This window comes from Ancalomicrobiaceae bacterium S20 (genome assembly GCA_040269895.1).
Classification (GTDB): Bacteria; Pseudomonadota; Alphaproteobacteria; order Rhizobiales; family Ancalomicrobiaceae; genus Methyloraptor; species Methyloraptor flagellatus.
This window is the reverse complement of sequence record CP158568.1, coordinates 1,887,335-1,905,870: the sequence shown is the minus strand read 5'-3', so window position 1 is coordinate 1,905,870 and position 18,536 is coordinate 1,887,335. Positions and strand designations below refer to the sequence as shown.

General features: G+C 67.5%; 15 protein-coding genes, 2 tRNA genes and 1 pseudogene. 10 read left to right on the top strand and 8 right to left on the bottom strand.

What is annotated here, in order from left to right; genetic code table 11:
* Nucleotides 1–29: 29 nt before the first annotated feature.
* The 6 genes from ABS361_08750 to ABS361_08725 all read right to left on the bottom strand — a co-directional run bounded on the left by ABS361_08750 (nt 30) and on the right by ABS361_08725 (nt 7,079).
* Nucleotides 30–1,352, bottom strand: coding sequence for a TRAP transporter large permease subunit (locus ABS361_08750; protein ID XBY46290.1), 1,323 nt, complete (start codon nt 1,350–1,352; stop codon nt 30–32).
* Entirely contained in the window at nt 1,352–1,978 is a 627-nt protein-coding gene (locus tag ABS361_08745; GenBank protein XBY46289.1) for a TRAP transporter small permease, read from the bottom strand. The genes ABS361_08750 and ABS361_08745 overlap by 1 nt, the downstream gene beginning before the upstream one ends.
* Nucleotides 1,979–2,487: 509 nt before the next feature.
* Nucleotides 2,488–3,480, bottom strand: coding sequence for a TRAP transporter substrate-binding protein (locus ABS361_08740; protein XBY46288.1), 993 nt, complete (start codon nt 3,478–3,480; stop codon nt 2,488–2,490).
* A 192-nt stretch (nt 3,481–3,672) separates the two neighbouring features.
* On the bottom strand, nt 3,673–5,148 hold the full coding sequence (locus tag ABS361_08735; protein ID XBY46287.1) for a hypothetical protein: 1,476 nt from the start codon (nt 5,146–5,148) through the stop codon (nt 3,673–3,675).
* A gap of 235 nt (nt 5,149–5,383) precedes the next feature.
* Nucleotides 5,384–5,701 (bottom strand): cytochrome c, encoded by a 318-nt coding sequence (locus ABS361_08730; protein XBY46286.1) that lies wholly within the window; start codon nt 5,699–5,701, stop codon nt 5,384–5,386.
* Between the two features lie 127 nt (nt 5,702–5,828).
* Nucleotides 5,829–7,079: a PQQ-dependent sugar dehydrogenase gene (locus ABS361_08725; GenBank protein ID XBY46285.1), complete on the bottom strand. Its 1,251-nt coding sequence runs from the start codon at nt 7,077–7,079 to the stop codon at nt 5,829–5,831.
* Nucleotides 7,080–7,410: 331 nt separating this feature from the next.
* Here ABS361_08725 and ABS361_08720 point away from each other — a divergent pair, with 331 nt between their 5' ends.
* The 4 genes from ABS361_08720 to ABS361_08705 all read left to right on the top strand — a co-directional run bounded on the left by ABS361_08720 (nt 7,411) and on the right by ABS361_08705 (nt 12,831).
* A complete protein-coding gene (locus ABS361_08720) occupies nt 7,411–9,471 on the top strand; it encodes a PAS domain S-box protein (GenBank protein XBY46284.1) in 2,061 nt (686 codons plus the stop codon).
* A complete protein-coding gene (locus tag ABS361_08715) occupies nt 9,468–10,142 on the top strand; it encodes a response regulator (GenBank protein XBY46283.1) in 675 nt (224 codons plus the stop codon). Before ABS361_08720 ends, ABS361_08715 begins: the two co-directional genes overlap by 4 nt.
* Before the next feature lie 24 nt (nt 10,143–10,166).
* Entirely contained in the window at nt 10,167–10,550 is a 384-nt protein-coding gene (locus ABS361_08710) for an MAPEG family protein (GenBank protein ID XBY46282.1), read from the top strand.
* A 160-nt stretch (nt 10,551–10,710) separates the two neighbouring features.
* Complete coding sequence (locus tag ABS361_08705; protein XBY46281.1) at nt 10,711–12,831, top strand: methyl-accepting chemotaxis protein; 2,121 nt, start codon at nt 10,711–10,713, stop codon at nt 12,829–12,831.
* Nucleotides 12,832–12,967: 136 nt separating this feature from the next.
* Here the strand turns inward: ABS361_08705 and ABS361_08700 are convergent.
* Nucleotides 12,968–13,043: transfer RNA gene (locus ABS361_08700), tRNA-Asn, on the bottom strand.
* A gap of 391 nt (nt 13,044–13,434) precedes the next feature.
* Here ABS361_08700 and cobU point away from each other — a divergent pair.
* Nucleotides 13,435–13,973 (top strand): annotated as a pseudogene (gene cobU / locus ABS361_08695) (bifunctional adenosylcobinamide kinase/adenosylcobinamide-phosphate guanylyltransferase).
* A 2-nt stretch (nt 13,974–13,975) separates the two neighbouring features.
* Here the strand turns inward: cobU and ABS361_08690 are convergent.
* Entirely contained in the window at nt 13,976–14,167 is a 192-nt protein-coding gene (locus tag ABS361_08690; GenBank protein XBY46280.1) for a hypothetical protein, read from the bottom strand.
* Between the two features lie 260 nt (nt 14,168–14,427).
* Here ABS361_08690 and ABS361_08685 point away from each other — a divergent pair.
* The 5 genes from ABS361_08685 (at nt 14,428) to ABS361_08665 (ending at nt 18,067) form a co-directional block, all read left to right on the top strand.
* A tRNA-Cys gene (locus tag ABS361_08685) sits at nt 14,428–14,501 on the top strand.
* A gap of 208 nt (nt 14,502–14,709) precedes the next feature.
* On the top strand, nt 14,710–15,363 hold the full coding sequence (locus ABS361_08680) for a protein-L-isoaspartate O-methyltransferase (GenBank protein XBY46279.1): 654 nt from the start codon (nt 14,710–14,712) through the stop codon (nt 15,361–15,363).
* A gap of 291 nt (nt 15,364–15,654) precedes the next feature.
* A complete protein-coding gene (locus ABS361_08675) occupies nt 15,655–17,028 on the top strand; it encodes a TolC family outer membrane protein (protein XBY46278.1) in 1,374 nt (457 codons plus the stop codon).
* 311 nt (nt 17,029–17,339) lie between these two features.
* Complete coding sequence (locus tag ABS361_08670; protein ID XBY46277.1) at nt 17,340–17,918, top strand: hypothetical protein; 579 nt, start codon at nt 17,340–17,342, stop codon at nt 17,916–17,918.
* On the top strand, nt 17,915–18,067 hold the full coding sequence (locus tag ABS361_08665; GenBank protein XBY46276.1) for a DUF2497 domain-containing protein: 153 nt from the start codon (nt 17,915–17,917) through the stop codon (nt 18,065–18,067). Before ABS361_08670 ends, ABS361_08665 begins: the two co-directional genes overlap by 4 nt.
* The last annotated feature ends 469 nt before the right edge of the window (nt 18,068–18,536 follow it).

Below are 18,536 nucleotides of genomic sequence, written 5' to 3'. Positions count from 1 at the left end.
GCGTCAAGCCACGAGCTCCCGACTTTCACTTACATGCCCAGCGCCCGCGGCAGACCCAGGGACAGGAACGGCCAGTAGGTCACGACCGCCAGGAAGCCGAGCATGGTCAGGAGCCATGGCCAGACCGCGACGGTCAGTTCGGTGATGCCCATCTTGGTGATGCCGCTCGCGACATAGAGATTGAGGCCGACCGGCGGGTGGCACATGCCGACCTCCATGTTGACCACGATCAGGATGCCGAAGTGCACCGGGTCGATGCCGAGCTTGACGGCGACCGGGAACAGGATCGGCGCCATGATCAGCACGATCGAGGACGGCTCCATCACATTGCCGGCGAGCAGGAGCAGGATGTTCACGAACAAGAGGAACGTGATCCAGCCGAGCCCCTGGTCGACCATCCAGGCCGCCATGGTCTGCGGGATGTGCTCGCTCGTCATGAGGAACGAGAACAGCACGGCATTGGTGATGATGTAGAGCAGCATCGCCGACATCGAGGCGCTGTCGAGCAGCACCTTGCCGACCTGCGCCAGCCGCATGTCCTTGTAGACGAACACCGCGATGATGAAGGCGTAGACCGCGCTCATCGCCGCCGCTTCCGTGGGCGTGAAGGCGCCCGAGTAGATGCCGCCGATCACGATGACGATCAGCGCCAGACCCCAGAAGCTCTCGCCGAGCGCCTTCAGCCGCTCGGCCCAGGTCGCGCGCGGCAGGCGCGGGTAGCCGAACTTCCAGGCGCGATACCAGGTCGTCACGCCGAGCAGCGTCGCGAGCACGAGGCCCGGCACCACGCCGGCCATGAACAGCTGACCGACCGAGGCGGACATTACCGGTTGGCCGTTCGGTCCCTGGACCACCATGCCGGAGGTCGCGACCGAATACATGACCATCACGATCGAGGGCGGGATCAGGATGCCGAGCGCGCCCGAGGTCGTGATCACGCCGGCGCCGAACCGCTTGGGGAAGCCCTGCGCGACCATGGCCGGCAGGATGATCGAGCCGATCGCGACCACCGTCGCCGGCGACGAGCCCGACACGGCGGCGAACAGCGCGCAGGCGAGCACGCCGGCCAGGCCGAGGCCGCCGTGCCAATGCCCGACCATCGAGGTCGCGAACCGGATCATGCGCCGTGCGACGCCGCCGTGGGTCAGGAAGTTGCCGGCCAGGATGAAGAACGGGATCGCCATGATCTCAAACTTCTCGATGCCGGTGAACAGCTTGAGCGCCACCGCCTCGATCGGGACGGTCGTCATCGTGACGAGGAACGTCAGCACCGTCAGGCCGAGCGCGATCGAGATCGGCATGCCGGTCAGCATCAGGATGACCAGAAGGCCGAAGATGATGAGTGCGGTCATCAGCGCGTCCCCCCGATCGGCGCGGCAGTCTCGGTCTCGAGCCCCTCGACCTTGCCGTGGTCGTGGTGCGGCAGCTCGCCGGTCTTGTGGAAGGTCCAGGCGACCTGCAGGAAGCGGAAGCTCATCAGATACGAGCCGAGCGGCACGCACAGGTAGACGAGCCACATCGGCACTTCGAGATCGGCCGAGGTCTGTTCGGTGTGCGCCATCTCGAACACGAAGCGCGCGCCGAGCGTGCCGATGATCCCGGTGAACAGTGCGCCTGCGAAGAGGCCGATCAGCACGAACACGGCGCGGTTCTTCGGCGACAGAGTGTTGATCAGCACGTCGACGCCGACATGGATGCCGGTGCGCACGCCGTAGGCGGCGCCGAACTTCGCCATCCACACGAACATGTAGATGCACAGTTCCTGCGCCCAGGTCATCGAGATGTCGGAGAGCCACGTGTAGGTCGCCAGCGCGCCGTTCGAGACGACGGGCAGGCCCCAGGCCTCGCCCCTGGTGATCATCGAGGCGGTGAAGCCGAGGCTGTAGCGATGGACCACGGCGACAAAGATCACGATTGTCGCGGCCGCTATGAGGAAGGCGATCAGCACCTCCTCGAGCCGGTCGAGTATGCGGAGCATGGCGGTTTCCCCCGAAAATGTACTTTAATTCGCAGACTTCTGTGGCGCGGGTCCGGTGCGGCCGGGTCGACGCCCCCTTGTCGGGGCGTCGAGGTCGGGCGCCGAGGTCGGGCGCCGAGGTCGCGCCGCCGGAGGGCGCGGTTTCCTGCACCGACCATCGCGACAATCGCCGGTCGAACGACGCCGCCGAACGTTCGGCCCATGGTCTGTGGCGTGCTGGTCCTGCGCGGCCGGGCGCGGGCGCCGACCTCGGGCCGGTTCGAAGCTGTCATTGTGGTGCCCGCAACGGCGGGCCGGGTCTCGATCCGGTCCGATAACCGCCGTCAGTGAAGGGCGACGGCCGTATGGCTCCCGGAGCCGCTCCCGCGGCTAACCGCTGCGATTCCTGCGCGGCACGCTGGACCCGCGCAAACGGCGGGCGGACAATTTCGACTGTGCGCCGAGCCGCGCCCGGCCGACTCAGATGATCTCGATGGAGACTCTGACCGTCGCCGGGCGCGGTGCAGGCATCAGCGCTTGGTCGTGGCGTAGATCTTCTCGAGCAGATCCTTGCCGATACGGCTTGCCATTTCCTGGTGCACGGGCTTCAGCGCGGTCATCCACGCGGCGCGGTCCGCATCGGTCAGGGTGTAGAACGTCGTCTTGCCCGACTTCTTCATCGCCTCGAGCGCGCTGTCGTTCTCGGCCTGGGCGATCGTATTGGCGTAGGTGGTGGCCTCCTTCATCGCCTTTTCGAGCGCGGCGCGCGTATCGGGCGGCAGGCCGTCCCAGAACTTCTTGTTCACGATCACGGCGTAGCCGAGATAGCCGTGGTTCGTGAGCGCCGCGTACTTCTGCACCTCGTGCATCTTCTGGGTGTACATGTTCGACGGCGGGTTCTCGGTGCCGTCGACGACGCCGGTCTGCAGCGCCTGGTACACCTCGGAGAAGGCCATGACCTGCGGCAGCGCGCCGAGCGCCTTCATCTGCGCCGCGAGCACCTGGGAGGACTGGATGCGCACCTTCAGGCCGCGGAGATCCTCCGGCTTGGTGATCGCCTTGTTGGCGCTCATGATCTTGAAGCCGTTGTCCCAATAGGCGAGACCGACGATGCCCTTCGTCTCGAGCTTCTGGAACAGTGCCTTGCCGATCGGCCCGTTGGTCACCGCCCGCAGTGCGTTGGTGTCCGGGAAGATGTAGGGCAGGTCGAAGAGCTCGAATTCCTTCGCGCCGAGCGGCCCGAACTTGGCGAGCGACGGCGCCAGCATCTGGACGGCGCCGAGCTGGAGCGCCTCGAGCTCTTCCTTGTCCTTGTAGAGCTGGCTGTTCGGATAGACTTCGACCTTGACCTTGCCGTTGGTGTACTTCTCGGCAAGTTCCTTGAACCGGTCGGCGCCCTTGCCCTTCGGCGTGTCCGGCGCCACCACGTGGCTGAACTTGATCACGATGTCCTGGGCGGCGGCCGACCCGGCGGCGAGACCCGCGAAAACGCAGGCGAGCGCGAGCGTGGCAATTTTCCTCATGACGAAATCTCCCTTGTCGGATTCTCACGATCCGTAACAAAAACCTTACACCGCGTGACCGCCGTCTGCACCCTTGTGGTTTTCCGAAATACCATGCTCCGATGACAGCGCCAGAACGAGAACGGCCCGGCTCAAGGCCGGGCCGTCTGGGTTGTCGATGGTGCGCCGGACCCTGGCGGATCCGAGCAAAACTCACTTCTTCTTGCCGCCGAACTCCTGGCCGTTGATCAGCATTCGGCCGTCCTCGGTGAACTCGATGCCCCAGACGTCCTCGCCGGCCTGCGGCTTCGACAGCGCCTTGGCGGCGTAGAGACCGACCATCGCCTGACCGCTGCCGCCCGCGCCCTTGGCGGCCTGCAGCGCGGCGAGCACCTTGTCGAGGCCCTTGGCGCGGACCATGAGCGTGCCGGTCGGATGCGGCGCCTTGACCGCGATTTCGCCTGTGACCTTGATGTCGTAGAGATCGGAGGTGGCCGAGAGTTTCGGGTAGACGGTCTCGGTGCCCGAGGCGGCGACGAGCGTCGCCCAGTCGGCCTCGGTGAGCGGCTCCGGCGCCGCGAAGTCGGCCTTGTCGATCGCGGCCGTAAGCAGCTTCGGCAGGTCGATGCCGCGGGCACCGACCGAGCCGTCCATCGTGTGCGGCACCAGCCCCTTCGCCCAGTCCGGCATCATCGGCGATGCGACGGCGATGCCGGTCGCCCTGGCGCCGTAGGTCAGCGGACTGGCCGACGCGCCCGTTCCGGACGCCTCGACCTTTGCCGCGGCGCCCATGCCCATGGTCGCCTCGATCCTGGCGATCGTCGCGGTGCCGAAGTGGTTGGCCGACACGGACAGGTCCGCCACCGACGCCTCGTAGCCGAGCGAGTCGCCGGTCGGCAGCGCGGCCTTGAGCAGCGTCTTGCCGGTCGCCCCGTCGGCGACGAATTCGGCGCGGGTCTGCTTCGGCGCGGCCCAACGCACCAGCGCCCGGAGCGCCTCCCAGCGCACGCCGGTGCCGGTCACGGTCGCCTTGTAGGCGCCCGTCGCCACGTCGAGCGTGAACTCCGGCGCGCCTTTCGGGTCGTCGCCGAAGGCGTAGTGATTGATCATCTGCTTGACGGAGTGCACCACCTTCATGTCGACGAGCCCGGGAGCCGTCTCCGTGGCGGCGATGTCGAAGCGGCTGCCGCTCTCCTCTCCGGTCGAGACGAGCTTCGGCGCGGTGGCTTCCTTGACGGTTCGCGCGATGGTCAGGGTCGCCTGGCGCGTGAGCGACAGCGTCGGGTCGGCGATGCCGTCGTAGGTGACGCCTTCGAAGCGGACGGTGCTGGTCTGATCCTTCGCCTTGAGCGACATCGGCTGCATGACGGCGTCGTAGAAGCGGAAGTCGCCGTTCGGCAGCGGTGCCAGCGACAGCTCGTACGGCCCCGGCGCCGAGAAGTGCAGATCGAACGGCTCGAGCGCCCGGAACAGCGCGCCGATGTCCATCTTCAGCCGATAGTGATCGCCGTCGGGATCGACGGTGACGCCGGCCGCGCCACCCGAGATCGCCGGAATGATCGAGCGGATGTTCGACTGGATCCGATCCGCTTCCGCCCGGCTGATCTCGGCCGCCGAGGCGGTGAGGGGCGCGACGAGCGAGGCGAGGGCGGTGAAGCCCATGAGGGCGTTCATCTTCAGAGACGTCAAAGCTGGCTCCTTCTTGGCCGGCGTTGCCTGCCGGATCGGGCGGGGCGGCACCGGCGCGCGCAGCGCCGGCCCGGTCCCGCGACCCGTGGCATCGCCCATCGTTGTCGCGCCATCGTGGCGACGTTTCGATGAACGGCGGCCGAACGACGTCGGCCATGCGGCAAAGATGGAGCGGCGTCCGCCGCCGGGGAGGGGCGCGACGCCGAACTGCAGTGAGGCTTGAAAGACCGACGGGTCAGGGCCGCTTGCCGACCGTGACCTCGATGGCGGCGTAATAGGCGGCGAGATCGGCGATGTCCTGGTCGGACAGGTTCGGCGCGATCACCGACATCATCTCGTTCTTGCGTGCGCCGGACCTATAATCGCCGAGCGCCTTGACCAGATAGTGCTCGTTCTGGCCGGCGAGGTTCGGCGCCTCGGCGATCTTGGCGACGCCGTCGAGCCCGTGGCAGGTCTGGCACTGCCGCGCCTTCTGCTTGCCGGCCGCGACGTCCCCCGCCGCCTGCGCCGGCGCGCCCCCGAACAGGAGCGCGAGAAGCGAAAACAGAAGCATCCGCGAACCGGTTTCGCGGACTGTACTGGTCGAAAATGTCATGCGTGGTCTCTCCCGTACCGTGCGGCCCCCGCCGATCGCGGGGGCCGCACGCCGTCACCGACGGGCGATCAGAAGGTGGGCCGGATCAGTGACCCTCGTAGCTGATCCGGTAGAGCGCTCCGGCGAAATCGTCGGAAACGAGCAGCGAGCCGTCACGCAGCATCGCGACGTCGACCGGCCGGCCGAGATATTCGCCGTCGCTGGTCAGCCAGCCCTCCGCGAAGGTCTCCGTCTTGTCGGCCGTACCGTCCTCCTTGAGATAGGTCACCATGACACGTGCGCCAACCGGATCGGTACGGTTCCACGAACCGTGCTGGGCCGAGAAGATCGCACCCTGGTACTTCTTCGGGAACTTCTTGCCCGTGTAGAACACCATGCCGAGATCGGCCGCGTGGGCGTCCATCTCGACCTGCGGGAACACGACGTTCGCCGGCGGCGTCTCGCTCTTGTATTCGTTGGTGCGGACCTTGCCGCCGCCGTACCACGGGAAGCCGAAGTTCTGGCCGGCCTCGGTGGCGCGGTTGAGCTCGCCCGGCGGGATCTTGTCGCCCATGCCGTCGACCTGGTTGTCGGTGAACCAGAGCGACTTGTCCTTCGGGTTGAAGTCCATGCCGACGGAATTGCGGATGCCGTTGACGAAGACCTCGCGGTTCTTGCCGTCGCGGTCCATGCGGATGATGCCGCCGATGCCCCACTTCTTGTAGAGTTCGAGCTTCTCGGGTGCCGGCACGTTGAAGGGCTGGCCGAGCGTGATGTAGAGCTTGTCGTCCGGCCCGACGCGGCAGACGCGGGCGGTATGGTTGTAGCTTTCCTCGTCCTTCGGAATGAGCTCGCCCTTCGGCACGATCGGCACCGCGACCACGTCCGGGCTCTCGTAGAAGAACTCCGCCGCCGGATAGACCAGCACCCGGTTCTGCTCGACGATGTAGAGGAAGCCGTCCTTCGAGAAGCACGGCCCGTTCGGGATCGAGAGATCGATGGTCGAGGCGAAGGGCTTCACGTCGTCGGCGACGCCGGACTTGGCGCGGTCGGTGACCGCATAGACCTTGTTCTTGCGCGTGCCGACGAAGGTGACGACGCCCTGCGGGCCGACCGCCATGTGGCGCGCGTCCGGCACCAGTGCATAGAGCGAGATCTTGAAGCCGGACGGCAGCTTGATCTTGGCGAGCGTCTTCTTGATCGCGTCGGCCTTGGGGCCGGTCTGGGGGATGGTCGGGATTTCCGGCGAGGCGCCGGTCGTCTTGAACTGCCCGAGCTTTTCCAAGTTGTCGTCCGCGACGGCCGCGGTCGCAGAGGCGAGCAAGGTCGCGGCGAAAAGCGCCGTGATCGGTTTCATGGATTCTTCCTCCCGATGTTTCTTATGGGCTGCTTGGCCCAGGGGAAATCATGATCAAGATTCAAACGATTGAATAGTGCATTTCCGGTATGCAATTAAGCTGGCCTTCAATGACGGAATTCTTGTGTGCACTGCAGAACGCCGACCGAGTCTCCAGCGGCTAGCTCGCCGAGCGAGGCGAACTCGTGCGTGGGACTAGACCGCGACCGCGCCCTGTGCCGACGCGGTACGCGGCGCGCCCGACGCAATGCGCCGTCGCAGGGTCGGTTCCGCACGGCGCGGCGAGCGGATAGACTGCGATGTCGAACGCCGCCCCGTGCCCCGGAGCCCCATGACGCCGCGCCCCGATCCAACGCTGTTCGACGCCGCACCGCCGGCCGCCGTCTCGGCGGCGCGCGGCACGCGGCTGATCGATCGAGCGATCGAGGCGACGCCGGTGATCGCGGTCATCCTGATCGCAGCGCTGATCGCCGTTCTGATGGCGATCGTCGACCGCGACGAGCGCGAGGAAGTCCGCCTCGGCGTCATTCGCGACGCGCTCTGGGTCGAACAAGCGCTGCGCTTCCAGATCCAGGCCGGCCGCGAGGTGGTCGAGCGGACCGCCTTCGAGATCGCCGGCGGTCTCGACGATGCGGCCGCCGCCTCGCGTTTCAGAACCTTCCTGGCGGCGCATTCGGAAGCGACCGAGATCGTCTGGCGCCGGCCGGACGGCACGGCGCGCGTCGCGGTGCCGCCCTCGGCGGCCGACGTGCCGCTGACCGGAGCGGCCGAGGCGGCGGTCGAATTCGCCCGCTCGGTCGGCCGGCCCGTCTTCGGCGCCGTTCGTCCGCCGATTGCCGACGGCGCCAAGATCGATCTGGTCGCGCCGGTCTGGCGCGGCACGGCGACCGAAGGGGCGATCGTCGTCGTCTACCAACTCGATCGGCTGCTGCAGCAGCACGTGCCCTGGTGGATCGCGCAGAACGAACTCGTCTCGCTGATCGACAAGGACGGCACCGAACTCGCCCAACGCTCGACCGTCCACGGCGGCTCGCCGGCGCTCCGGCACACGATCTCCTTCGATCCGCCGTTTCCCGGCGTCGGCCTCAGCCTGGTGCCGCTGAAGGCCGGCTCGAACTTCACCTATGATCTGCTGGTCTCGGTCATCTGCGGTCTGGCGCTGCTCGCCGCCGCCTCGATCTTCGCGCGCAGCCGGCAACTGAAGCGCCGGATGGCGGCCGAGGCGCGCCTGACCGAGGCGCACGCCTTCCGCAAGGCCATGGAGGAGAGCCTGACCGTCGGCATGCGCGCCCGCGATCTCGACGGCACGATCTCCTACGTGAACCCGGCGTTCTGCCGCCTGGTCGGCTATTCGGCCGAGGAACTGATCGGTCATCGGCCGCCGATGCCTTATTGGGTGCCCGACCTGATCGACGAGACGCTCGCCCGCCACGACGCGCTCGCCACCGGCGCCGCCGCGCCGATCCAGGAGTTCGAGACGCGGTTCCGCCACCGCGACGGCCGCATCTTCGACGTCATGGTCTACGAGGCGCCCCTGGTCGATGCCGAGGGCGAGCACCGTGGCTGGATGGGCTCGATCATCGACGTGACCGACGCCAAGCAGCGCGCCGAGCGCGAGCGGCTCGAGGCCGAGAAACTGGTGCGCACCGCACGCCTGATCACCATGGGCGAAATGGCCTCGACCATCGCCCACGAGCTGAACCAGCCGCTCGCCGCGATCGCGACCTACGCCGCCGGCTGCTCGAACCTGCTCGCCGATCCGAAGGCCGACCGCGGCCTGATCGGCGAGGCGCTCGCCAAGCTCGAGCACGAGGCCCGTCGCGCCGGTCGGATCCTGAAGCGCGTGCACGATTTCGTCCGCAAGCGCGAACCCCGGTTCTCGACCGTCGATCTGGCGGCGCTGGTGCAGGATGTCGCCACCTTCGTCGACCCGGATGCCCGGAAGTCGCGGACCGAGCTCGTCGTCCATATCGACGCGGGTCTGCCGGCCGTCGCCGGCGACCGCATCCTGCTCGAGCAGGTCCTGCACAATCTGATTCGCAACGGCATCGAGGCGATGGCGGGATCGGGCGCCGGGCCGGGCGCGCGCATGCTGGAGATCACGCTCCGGCCTGTACCCGGCGAACGCGGCCCGGCCGACGACGTGAACAGCGAGCCGGCCGGCGGCATCGCGCTCGAGGTGGCCGACCGCGGCCCCGGGATCGCGCCCGACCTCAAGCCCCGGCTGTTCGAGCCGTTCCTGACCACCAAGACCGAAGGTATGGGCATGGGCCTCAACATCTGTCGGTCCATCGTCGAGCTGCACCGCGGCCGGCTCTCGCTCGACGACCGGCCGGGTGGCGGCACGCTCGCGGTCATCTATCTTCCCGCCGCCGAGGGAGGGCAGGCATGAGCGAGGAGCATCCGGATACGGAAGCCGTCTCGGCCGGGACGAATCCGGTCGGCGCTGTGGACGCGAGCGCCGAGGGCGGGGACATTCACGTCGTCGATGACGATCCGGCCATGCGCGATTCGCTGACGTGGCTGATGCGCTCGCGCGGGCTGACGGCGCTGACCTGGGAGTCGGGCGAGGCCTTCCTCGCCGGCGCCGATCACGCCCGCCCCGCCGCCGTGGTGCTCGACATCCGCATGGCCGGGCTCTCCGGCCTCGACGTGCTGGAAGAACTGCGCCGCCGCAACACGGTGTTCGTGGTCATCATGCTGACCGGCCACGGCGACGTGCCGCTCGCGGTACAGTCGCTGAAGCAGGGCGCGGCCGACTTCATCGAGAAGCCGTTCGATCCGAACGAGTTGGTCGACCGGCTGGTCGTCGCGCTCGCCGAATCGCGCCGCCGCCTCGGTGCCGCGCGGGCGGCGGCCTCCGTGCAGGAGCGGCTGCAGAGCCTGTCGACGCGCGAGCGCGAGGTCATGGATCTCGTGCTCGACGGCTTTCTGAACAAGCAGATCGCCGATCGGCTCGGGATCACCATGCGCACGGTCGAGGTGCACCGGGCGCGGCTGTTCGACAAGTTCGCCGTCCGCTCGGCCGTCGAACTGGCGCAGGCGCTGGCGCGCGTGCGCTGAGAAGAGAAAGAAGAGGGGGGAAACATGTCGTCACTGCCGGTTACGTCGCTGTTTGCCGCGGGCGCGCTCGTCGCCCTGGTCGTGCTGTCGCTGTCGGTGTCGTTCCGGCGCAAGGCGACCAACATCTCGACCGGCGCGGGGGCCGACGACCTGCTGCTCCGCCGCATGCGCACCCACGGCAACTTCGTCGAGAACGTGCCGTTCGGACTGATCGGCCTCGGCCTGGTCGAGGCCTCGGGCGTCGCGATATGGGGTGTGGCGGCCCTCGGCGGGATCTTCGCACTCGGCCGCGCCGCCCATGCCCACGGCATGCTGACCGGCCGCCTGCCGTCGCGCGCCTTCGGCATGATCACGACTCACGCGGCCTTCCTGGCCATCGCGATCGTGCTGTTGATCAGCCATGTTTGAACGCGACCTGCGTGCGATTGCCGTGAATTCTAAGACATTTCAACGCGCTGTTGCTGTTAAGACGGCTCAGCGTTGATATCCTGAATTTTGGCAATCAAAGTATGTATTAATCTTTTCCTCCTACCGATCACCTCAGGCAAACTGCACTGCGGGTGTCGACATGCGATCGGTTTCCATCAAGGTTCTTCTTCTCTCCATCTTCGGCTTGTTCTCGCTCGTCATCTTTGGAATGGCGGTGGAGAGTGCCGTAACGGCATGGGTTGGGACCAGAGTCGCCAAACAGGTCGTCGATGCCGCGTCGATCAACGCGGCAGCCTTCCGCGCGCTGCCGAAGTTGCGCGTCGATCGCACCAACACCAGCCGGGCGCTGCGCGCCGAGGCCGTGCTCGGTGCGGTGCCGCCGGTGATCAAGACCTCGCGGGACGTCGCCAATGCGTCGCTGGCCGAGACGCTGTCGCTGATGCAGGGCTCCGTGTTGACCTCGCTCGACAAGGAGCGTGACGCGCTGAAGCGGCTCGTGGATCGGCAGGCGACCCTTCAGAAGGAGACCGTCGCGGCCTTCGGCCTGCCGCTCAAGGATCGCCGTCCCGACCTCGCCAAGGACTATTACGACACCAACACCGCGCTGCTCGATCTGCTGGCGCGGCTCGACGATCGCATCTCGCAGGAAGTGTCGAACAAGTCGGGCTTCGTCGATCGCATGTTCGCGATCAAGATGCTGAGTTGGAAGGCGCGGCTCGGCATCGGCGACGCGTCGACCACGGTCGTCGACGCGCTCGCCAAGATCTCCGCGACCACGGGCACCGCCGCCGGCGGCCCGGGCAAGAGCCTGGCGTGGACCTTGTCCGGCCAGCTGAGCCGCGGCGTGGAGAGCTGGGGCAGCGCCAAGGACCTGACCAAGGGCGTTGCGCTGCCGGCCGAGCTGGCCCGGGCGATCGAACGGGCCGATCGGGAGTACTTCGTCCCCGAGGTGCTCGATGTTCAGGCCGGTATCGCCGAGGCGCTCGCCACCGGGCAGAAGCCCGCGATGACCTCGCAGGAGTTCATTGCCTATATCGTGCCGCGCATGGACACCGCCGTCGACGTCGCCGTTGCGGCGCTCGGGGCGGCAACCGATGCGGCTGAGGCTGAGGAGGCGGCCGCCAACAGCGCGCTGTGGCGCTCGCTCGGCGCACTGGTCGGCCTCGTCGTCGTCGTCGTTGCCGTGTCGACCTTCCTCGTCCGCCGTGTCACGACCCCGCTCAGCGTGCTGCGCGACCGCATCGAGCGGCTCGCACACGGCGACCTCTCCACCGACGCGCCCTATGCCGACCGCGCCGACGAGATCGGCGACCTCGGCAAGGCCATGGCCGTGTTCCGCGACAACATGGCGGATGCCGAGCGCCTGCGCCACGAACGGGCCGAGCAGGAGCAGGCGATGGCCGGCGAACGCCGCGCCGCCATGCGCGCCTTCGCCGAGAGCTTCGAGAACGTCGTCGGCTCGGTGATCGTGACCGTCCGCAAGGCGTCCGAGCAGCTCCAGGTCTCGGCCAGTTCGCTGGACGTGACCGCCGGCGAGACGTCCGATCGCTCGCATGCGGTCGTGCGCGCCTCGGAGCAGGCGGCCGAGAACGTCGGCACGGTCGCCTCCGCGACCACCGAGCTCTCCGCCTCGATCGACGAGATCCGCCGCCTCGTCGTGTCCTCGACCGAAACCTCGGGCGAGGCCGTGCAGGAAGCCGACGGTGTCATGGATCAGGTCCGCGGCCTGTCGCGTGCGGTCGAGCGGATCAGCAACATCGTCAACCTGATCTCCGGCGTCGCCAGCCAGACCAACCTGCTCGCGCTCAATGCCACCATCGAGGCCGCGCGCGCCGGCGAGGCCGGCAAGGGCTTTGCCGTCGTGGCGGCCGAGGTGAAGCAGCTCGCCGACCAGACCAGCAAGGCGACCGCGCAGATCGGCGAGCAGATCGCCGAGATCCAGAACGCCACCAACGGCGCGGTCAACTCGATGGTCGGCATCTCCGACACGATCAAGAAGATCAACGGCATCGCCAACGAGATCGCCCAGTCGGTCGACCAGCAGGGCATCGCCACGCAGGACATCGCCCGGAATATCCACGAGGCCTCGCGCGGCGCCGGCGTCGTGCATCAGAACATCTCGTCGGTGATCGAAGCCGTGGGCCGTACCAGCACCGCCTCCGGCGACGTGCTGACCGCGGCGACCAACCTGCACCGTCAGGCCGATGTGCTCGGCTCGGAAGTCGATCGCTTCCTCGGCACGATCCGGCAGGCGTCCTGAGCGGCATTTGCCGAGACGCCTCGGCCTTGTGGCCCGAGGCATGATCTCGACCCGGGCTTTGGTCTGAAAAGAAGCCTGACTGTGGTCTGAAAAGAAGAAAGCGCCCGGACCATCGTCCGGGCGCTTTCTTTGAAACTGGCTCCGCGAGCAGGACTCGAACCTGCGACCATTCGATTAACAGTCGAACGCTCTACCAACTGAGCTATCGCGGATCACGCGTCGGCGTGTGGGCGGGGTCTATAGCAAGGTCGTTCCGGCTTGCCAACCCCTGAAGTCGTCCTGCGTTCCGCCACCGCGCGGGGAGGGCGCTCCGGCGATGCCCCGTCGCGCCGAATGCGCGGTTTTCGGCCGTGTTTCGGCGCAGGCCCCGTTCTATCCGCGCACTGTGGAAAAGTCGCCCCGAGGGAAAGGACGCTTTGCCGGCGCAGCCGAATCCCGTTGCCGCGGAACGGCTCGGGACGAATCCGGCAGGGTGCCGCGCTGCCGGCGCGGTCGCGAGCGTCGAAACGGTCGGCCACACTTGCGCCGGGTGGAAAGCCGTTGTCTTCCGCCGCGGCTTCGACGACGGTGCGGCGCGTGCCGAGAGAGTTGGAGAGGCCGAACATGTCCGCGTCGCCCGTCCCCGTCCTGCCCCGGATCGATTTCGTGCTCGGCGGCGCCCGCTCCGGCAAGACGCGGATCGCGCTCGACCGCGCCGAGGCGAGCGGCCTCGCGCCGTTCATGGTGGCGACCGCGTCCGCGGGAGACACCGAAATGGCCGACCGCATCGCCCGCCACCGCGCCGAGCGCGGCCCCGCTGGTCGACGATCGAGGAGGGCGTCGATCTCGCCGGCGTTTTCGCGCGTGAGGCGCGGCCGGATCGCGTGATGGTGGTCGACTGCCTGACGCTCTGGCTGTCGAACGTGACCTTTTCGGACCGCGACGTCGAAGCCGAGATCGCGACCCTGATCGAATCGCTCCGCTTGGCCGGCGGTCCGATCATCCTCGTCTCCAACGAGATCGGCCTCGGCCTCGTCCCCGCCGACGCCCTGTCGCGCCGCTTCCGCGACCATCAGGGCCGCCTCAACCAACGCGCCGCCGCCGTGGCCGACCGCGTGACCTTCGTCGCGGCGGGATTGCCGCTGGTGATGAAGGGCGGGTGAGTTCAGCGTCGCAGCGGGTAGACGTAGCGGCCGGTCGGATGCTTGGCGAAGCAGCTCGACCGCTTGCAGGTCCCGGTCCTGAACTTCGTTGCATGGTAGCCGTAGCTCCGGGACCGGGCATCGGCGTCCGAAATGCCGAAGCCGGCGAGCACGAACGCGGCCGTAGCGGCGGCGATGATTGACGACTTGAGCATGGTTCCCCCGACGACATAGGTGGGGATGCCATCAAGATTTGTATTTTTGCTTTATACAACCAAAGAGAGGTTGCTGCCGGGTTGTGCTCGATCGAGCCGCCGGACAGAGCTGGGTCTCGTTGGGGCTCAGGAGCCGAATCGACGTGAATCGGGCTTGCCCTCCGACGAGCCTTCGCGGATCGGATGTCGAAAAATCTGCGGAAGATCAAAGCCAGCCCTTGCGCAAGCAGTTGGAGCCCCTTAAAGAACCCCGCTCAGGCGGCCTCGTGGCGGAGTGGCTACGCAGCGGACTGCAAATCCGTGTACTCCGGTTCGAATCCGGACGAGGCCTCCAACCGGTTTTTCGAAAGCGCCGCGCATCGTCGCGGCGCTTTCGTTTTTTCGGCCTCTTTCCTTCGACCCTCGCGCCGGACGCTGAGCCCGCCGTCGGGCAGGGGCGGGCCGCTCGACGGACCTGCCGATCCCGGCCGCCTGTCCCTCTTGTGTCCCTGCGGGCGCGGGCTTATGAAGCCTCCGATCCGTCCCCGCCATCGAGGAACGACATGCCGGATTTCGCGACGAGCCGCAGGCAGATGGTCGACACCCAGCTGCGCACCAACGACGTCACCGACCACGGCATCCTGGACGCCTTCGGCGCCGTTCCGCGCGAGGCCTTCGTTCCGGATCGTCTGAAGCCGCTCGCCTATATCGACGAGCACATCGAGGTGGCGCCGGGCCGCTTCGTCACCCAGCCGCATCCGCTCGGCAAGCTCATCCAGCTCGGCGAGCCGCGCAAGACCGACAAGGCGCTGGTGGTCGGTGCCGCAACCGGCTATGCGACCGCGCTGCTGGCGGATCTGGTCCGGTCAGTCGTCGCGCTCGAGGAGGATACCGCCCTCGCCGCCGAGGCGACCGCGACCCTCGGACGTCTGGCGATCGACAACGCCGAGGTCGCGACCGGCGCGCTCGCCGCGGGCTGGCCGGCCGGCGCGCCCTATGACCTGATTCTGATCGACGGCTCGGTCGAACTCATCCCCGATGCGCTCGTCGCCCAGCTCGCCGATCGCGGCCGGCTGGTGACGGTCGTCGGTCGCAGCCTCGCCGGCCGCGCCACGATCATGACCCGCTCGGGCGCGGACGTCGGGACGCGCACGGCGTTCAACTGCAACGTCAAGCCGCTGCCGGGCTTCGCGCGCCCGAAGGAATTCGTCTTCTGAGGCATCGTACGGACGCGATCCGGGCTCTCCGACAAGGCGGCGGCCGGCGACGGCCAGCCGCCTTTCGCTTGTTCGGGGCCAGCGTGAGCGTTACGGACCGGCGGCCGGAATTCGGTAACATTCATTAACTGTTGCTTACGAGCATCGGTCTGCTGATTTGTCCCCGCGAGGCCCGGCCGGTGGTTCTCACTGGCCTTCCGCATCTCTACAAATGGCTCCGATGTGGTTCGATTCCGTCTGTGGGGGATGGAGCGCGCCGATGTCTCCGTGGATGACTGAAGGAGCACCTCCGTGGCGGTGAAGAAATCGGTCTGGTTCGGCATCGCGGCTGCGGCTCTGCTCGGCCCGGTCGCTCCGGCCGGAGCGCAAACGTTCCAAGAAGCCCTGGCGCTCGCCTACAATAACAACCCCCAGATCAATATCGCCCGTTCGACCGGTCGGGCGACGGACGAGAACGTCTCGATCGCTCAGGCGGGCAATCGCCCGCGCATTTCGGCGTCCGGCAGCTATGGCGCCCAGGATCTGCAGATCGGCGCGCCGACCGGCAGGGTCGGCTATGCGTCGAATCCGGCGTCCATGTCGGTCACGCTGGTGCAGCCGCTGTTCACCGGCTTTCAGGTCGAGAACGGCGTCAAGCAGGCCGAGGCCTCGGTGCTCGCCCAGCGCGAGGCGCTGCGCAACACCGAGCAGCAGGTGCTCTATTCGGCCGCGCAGATCTTCATGGAAGTGATCCGCGATCAGGCGCTCGTCGCGCTCCAGGAGAGCAACACGAAGTTCCTGTCCGAGCAGGTTCGCGCGGCCAAGGATCGCTTCGGCGTCGGTGAAGGCACGCAGACCGACGTCGCCCAGGCCGAAGCGCGCTACCAGCTCGCCGTGTCGCAGCTGAACGCCGCCCGCGCGACGCTCAACGCCTCGCGCGCGACGTTCCGCCAGATCGTCGGCGTCGAGCCGAAGAAGCTGACCGGCTCCGTGCCGGTCGAAAAGCTGTTCCCGAAGAAGATCGAGGCGGCGGTCTCGGCCGGCCAGAGCGAGCATCCGGCGATCCGCTCGAGCGTGCACAACGTCGACGTCGCCGCCTTCAACGTGAAGGTGCTCGAAGGCCAGCTCCTGCCGCAGTTGAGCGCGCAGGCGGGCGTCAGCCGCCAGTGGGACCAGTCGCCGAGCGCGCATTCGACGAACTCGGCTTCGGTAGGCCTCAATCTGACTGTGCCGATCTATCAGGGCGGTTCCGAATACGCCAAGGTGCGCCAGGCCAAGGAGCAACTCGGCACGGCGCGCATCCAGGTCGATCTCGCGCGCGATCAGGTCCGTCAGGCCGTGGTCGCGGCCTGGGGCTCGCTGCAGGCGGCCGGTGCCTCGGTCGCCGCCGCCCGCGCCCAGGTCGAGGCCGACCAGCTCGCCCTCAACGGCGTCGTCGAGGAACAGCGCGTCGGCCAGCGCACCACGCTCGACGTGCTGAACGCGCAGACCGAACTGGTCAACGCGCGCTCGAACCTCGTGACCGCGGAGACCAACCGCGTGGTTCTCGCCTTCCAGCTCGCGCAGGCGATCGGCCGGCTCGATTCGGGGCACCTGAACCTGCGGGTGACGCGGTACGATCCGAGCCAGCACTACAATGCGGTCAAGGACAGCTGGTTCGGCCTGCGCACGCCGGACGGACGCTGAGCCGATCGTCGTCGCTGGCGGCCGCCGACGAGGTTCGCCGGCCGACGGATCGCCAATGACGAACCGCCAATGACGAACCGAAAATGATCAAGATGCGGCCCCTTCCTGCGAAGGGGCCGTTTCGCGTTTTGTAATGCGGCGCGAGATGGGCTCGAAATGATCCGAGGTGCACGGCGGGGGAAAACCGCAACCGGGCAGGGCGCGGTTCCTTCCGTTCGGCGCCCGCCATTGTAGTATTTCGAAATCGCGAACGTGGATCTTCTTGATTCGCGTTGCAGAGCTTCGCCGGATCGCCGGCGCTGGAGACGTGCATGGCAAAGCCGCAAGCGCAGGAACCCTCCATGGAGGAGATCCTGGCCTCGATCCGGCGGATCATCGCCGACGAGGACGGGGCGGCCAAGCCGAAGGCCGAAGCCAAGCCGGCGCCGCCGCCCGCGCCGGAACCGGAGCCGGAACCCGAACCGGTATCCGATACCGTTTCGGAGGACGATCTCGACAAGCTGTTCGCCGACAGCGCCGCCGAGGAGCCCGAGCCGGAGCCCGAACTGGCGATGGACGAAGCCGAGCCTGAGGAGGAAGACGAGGACGAGGAAGTCCTCGAGCTGACCCCCGAACTCGCCGAGGATCCGCCGCTGGTCGAAGGGATTGCCGATGGCGGCGATCTCGCCTTCGAGGAGATCGACGCGGAATTCGACGCCGAGCCCGAACCGGAGCCCGAACCGGCTCCGCCACCGAAGCCGGCGCCCGAGCCCGTGCGCATGGCCGCGCCGCCGCCCCTCCGCCGCCGCCCCGGCCGGCCCCGCCGCCGGTCGAGCCTGACCCGATGGAGCGTCTGGTCTCCGACACGACCGATCAGGTCGTATCGCAGGCGTTCAATCAGCTGGCGATGACGGTTCTATCGTCGAACGCGCGCACGCTCGAGGATCTGGTGCAGGACATGCTGCGGCCGATGCTGAAGGGCTGGCTGGACCAGAACCTGCCCACCATGGTCGAGCGCCTCGTGCGCGCCGAGATCGAGCGGGTCAGCCGCGGCCGCTGAGCGCGCCGCTTTTCTCTTCCGCCGCGGCGGGCCGCCTTTGCGGCGCGCCGAGGCGTCCGTCCCCGCAAAGCGAAAAATGGATCGAGCCCGAACGCGTCGTTCGGGCTCTTTCGTTTTAGCGCGGGCACCGGCCTTGGGTCAGGGCGGCGGATTGGCAGGGGGCGGTTCGGCGGGTGAGGGACCCGCGATCCGGATTCTTCAATTTTTTCAAAGACCCGGCCAGTCTTCGTAAGGGCGCGGGCGTCCGTGGCGATGCTGCTCTGCAGCTAAGCTGTCGGTACCCTGACGTAGAAGTCGCGTGCTTGTGATCCTCGGGGCATGGAACGTGTTGCCCTCCGATGTGTTCACTTCTCGGGAACCGCGATATCAAGATGTCGCAGGTGCGAAAAAGCAGTGTCTTTGCGCGTTTGTCAGGTAAAATGAGGGAACGGGCCCGGGCGACGTCCTTTGCGTGATTACGCGAAGCTGA

Coding starts and splice junctions, on each gene's coding strand:
- ABS361_08740 (XBY46288.1), bottom strand. CDS start 3,480: ATGAGGAAAATTGCCACGCTCGCGCTCGCCTGCGTTTTCGCGGGTCTC.
- ABS361_08710 (XBY46282.1), top strand. CDS start 10,167: ATGTCGTCACTGCCGGTTACGTCGCTGTTTGCCGCGGGCGCGCTCGTC.
- ABS361_08705 (XBY46281.1), top strand. CDS start 10,711: ATGCGATCGGTTTCCATCAAGGTTCTTCTTCTCTCCATCTTCGGCTTG.
- ABS361_08690 (XBY46280.1), bottom strand. CDS start 14,167: ATGCTCAAGTCGTCAATCATCGCCGCCGCTACGGCCGCGTTCGTGCTC.
- ABS361_08680 (XBY46279.1), top strand. CDS start 14,710: ATGCCGGATTTCGCGACGAGCCGCAGGCAGATGGTCGACACCCAGCTG.
- ABS361_08730 (XBY46286.1), bottom strand. CDS start 5,701: ATGCTTCTGTTTTCGCTTCTCGCGCTCCTGTTCGGGGGCGCGCCGGCG.
- ABS361_08720 (XBY46284.1), top strand. CDS start 7,411: ATGACGCCGCGCCCCGATCCAACGCTGTTCGACGCCGCACCGCCGGCC.
- ABS361_08750 (XBY46290.1), bottom strand. CDS start 1,352: ATGACCGCACTCATCATCTTCGGCCTTCTGGTCATCCTGATGCTGACC.
- ABS361_08670 (XBY46277.1), top strand. CDS start 17,340: ATGGCAAAGCCGCAAGCGCAGGAACCCTCCATGGAGGAGATCCTGGCC.
- ABS361_08725 (XBY46285.1), bottom strand. CDS start 7,079: ATGAAACCGATCACGGCGCTTTTCGCCGCGACCTTGCTCGCCTCTGCG.
- ABS361_08745 (XBY46289.1), bottom strand. CDS start 1,978: ATGCTCCGCATACTCGACCGGCTCGAGGAGGTGCTGATCGCCTTCCTC.
- ABS361_08715 (XBY46283.1), top strand. CDS start 9,468: ATGAGCGAGGAGCATCCGGATACGGAAGCCGTCTCGGCCGGGACGAAT.
- ABS361_08665 (XBY46276.1), top strand. CDS start 17,915: ATGACGGTTCTATCGTCGAACGCGCGCACGCTCGAGGATCTGGTGCAG.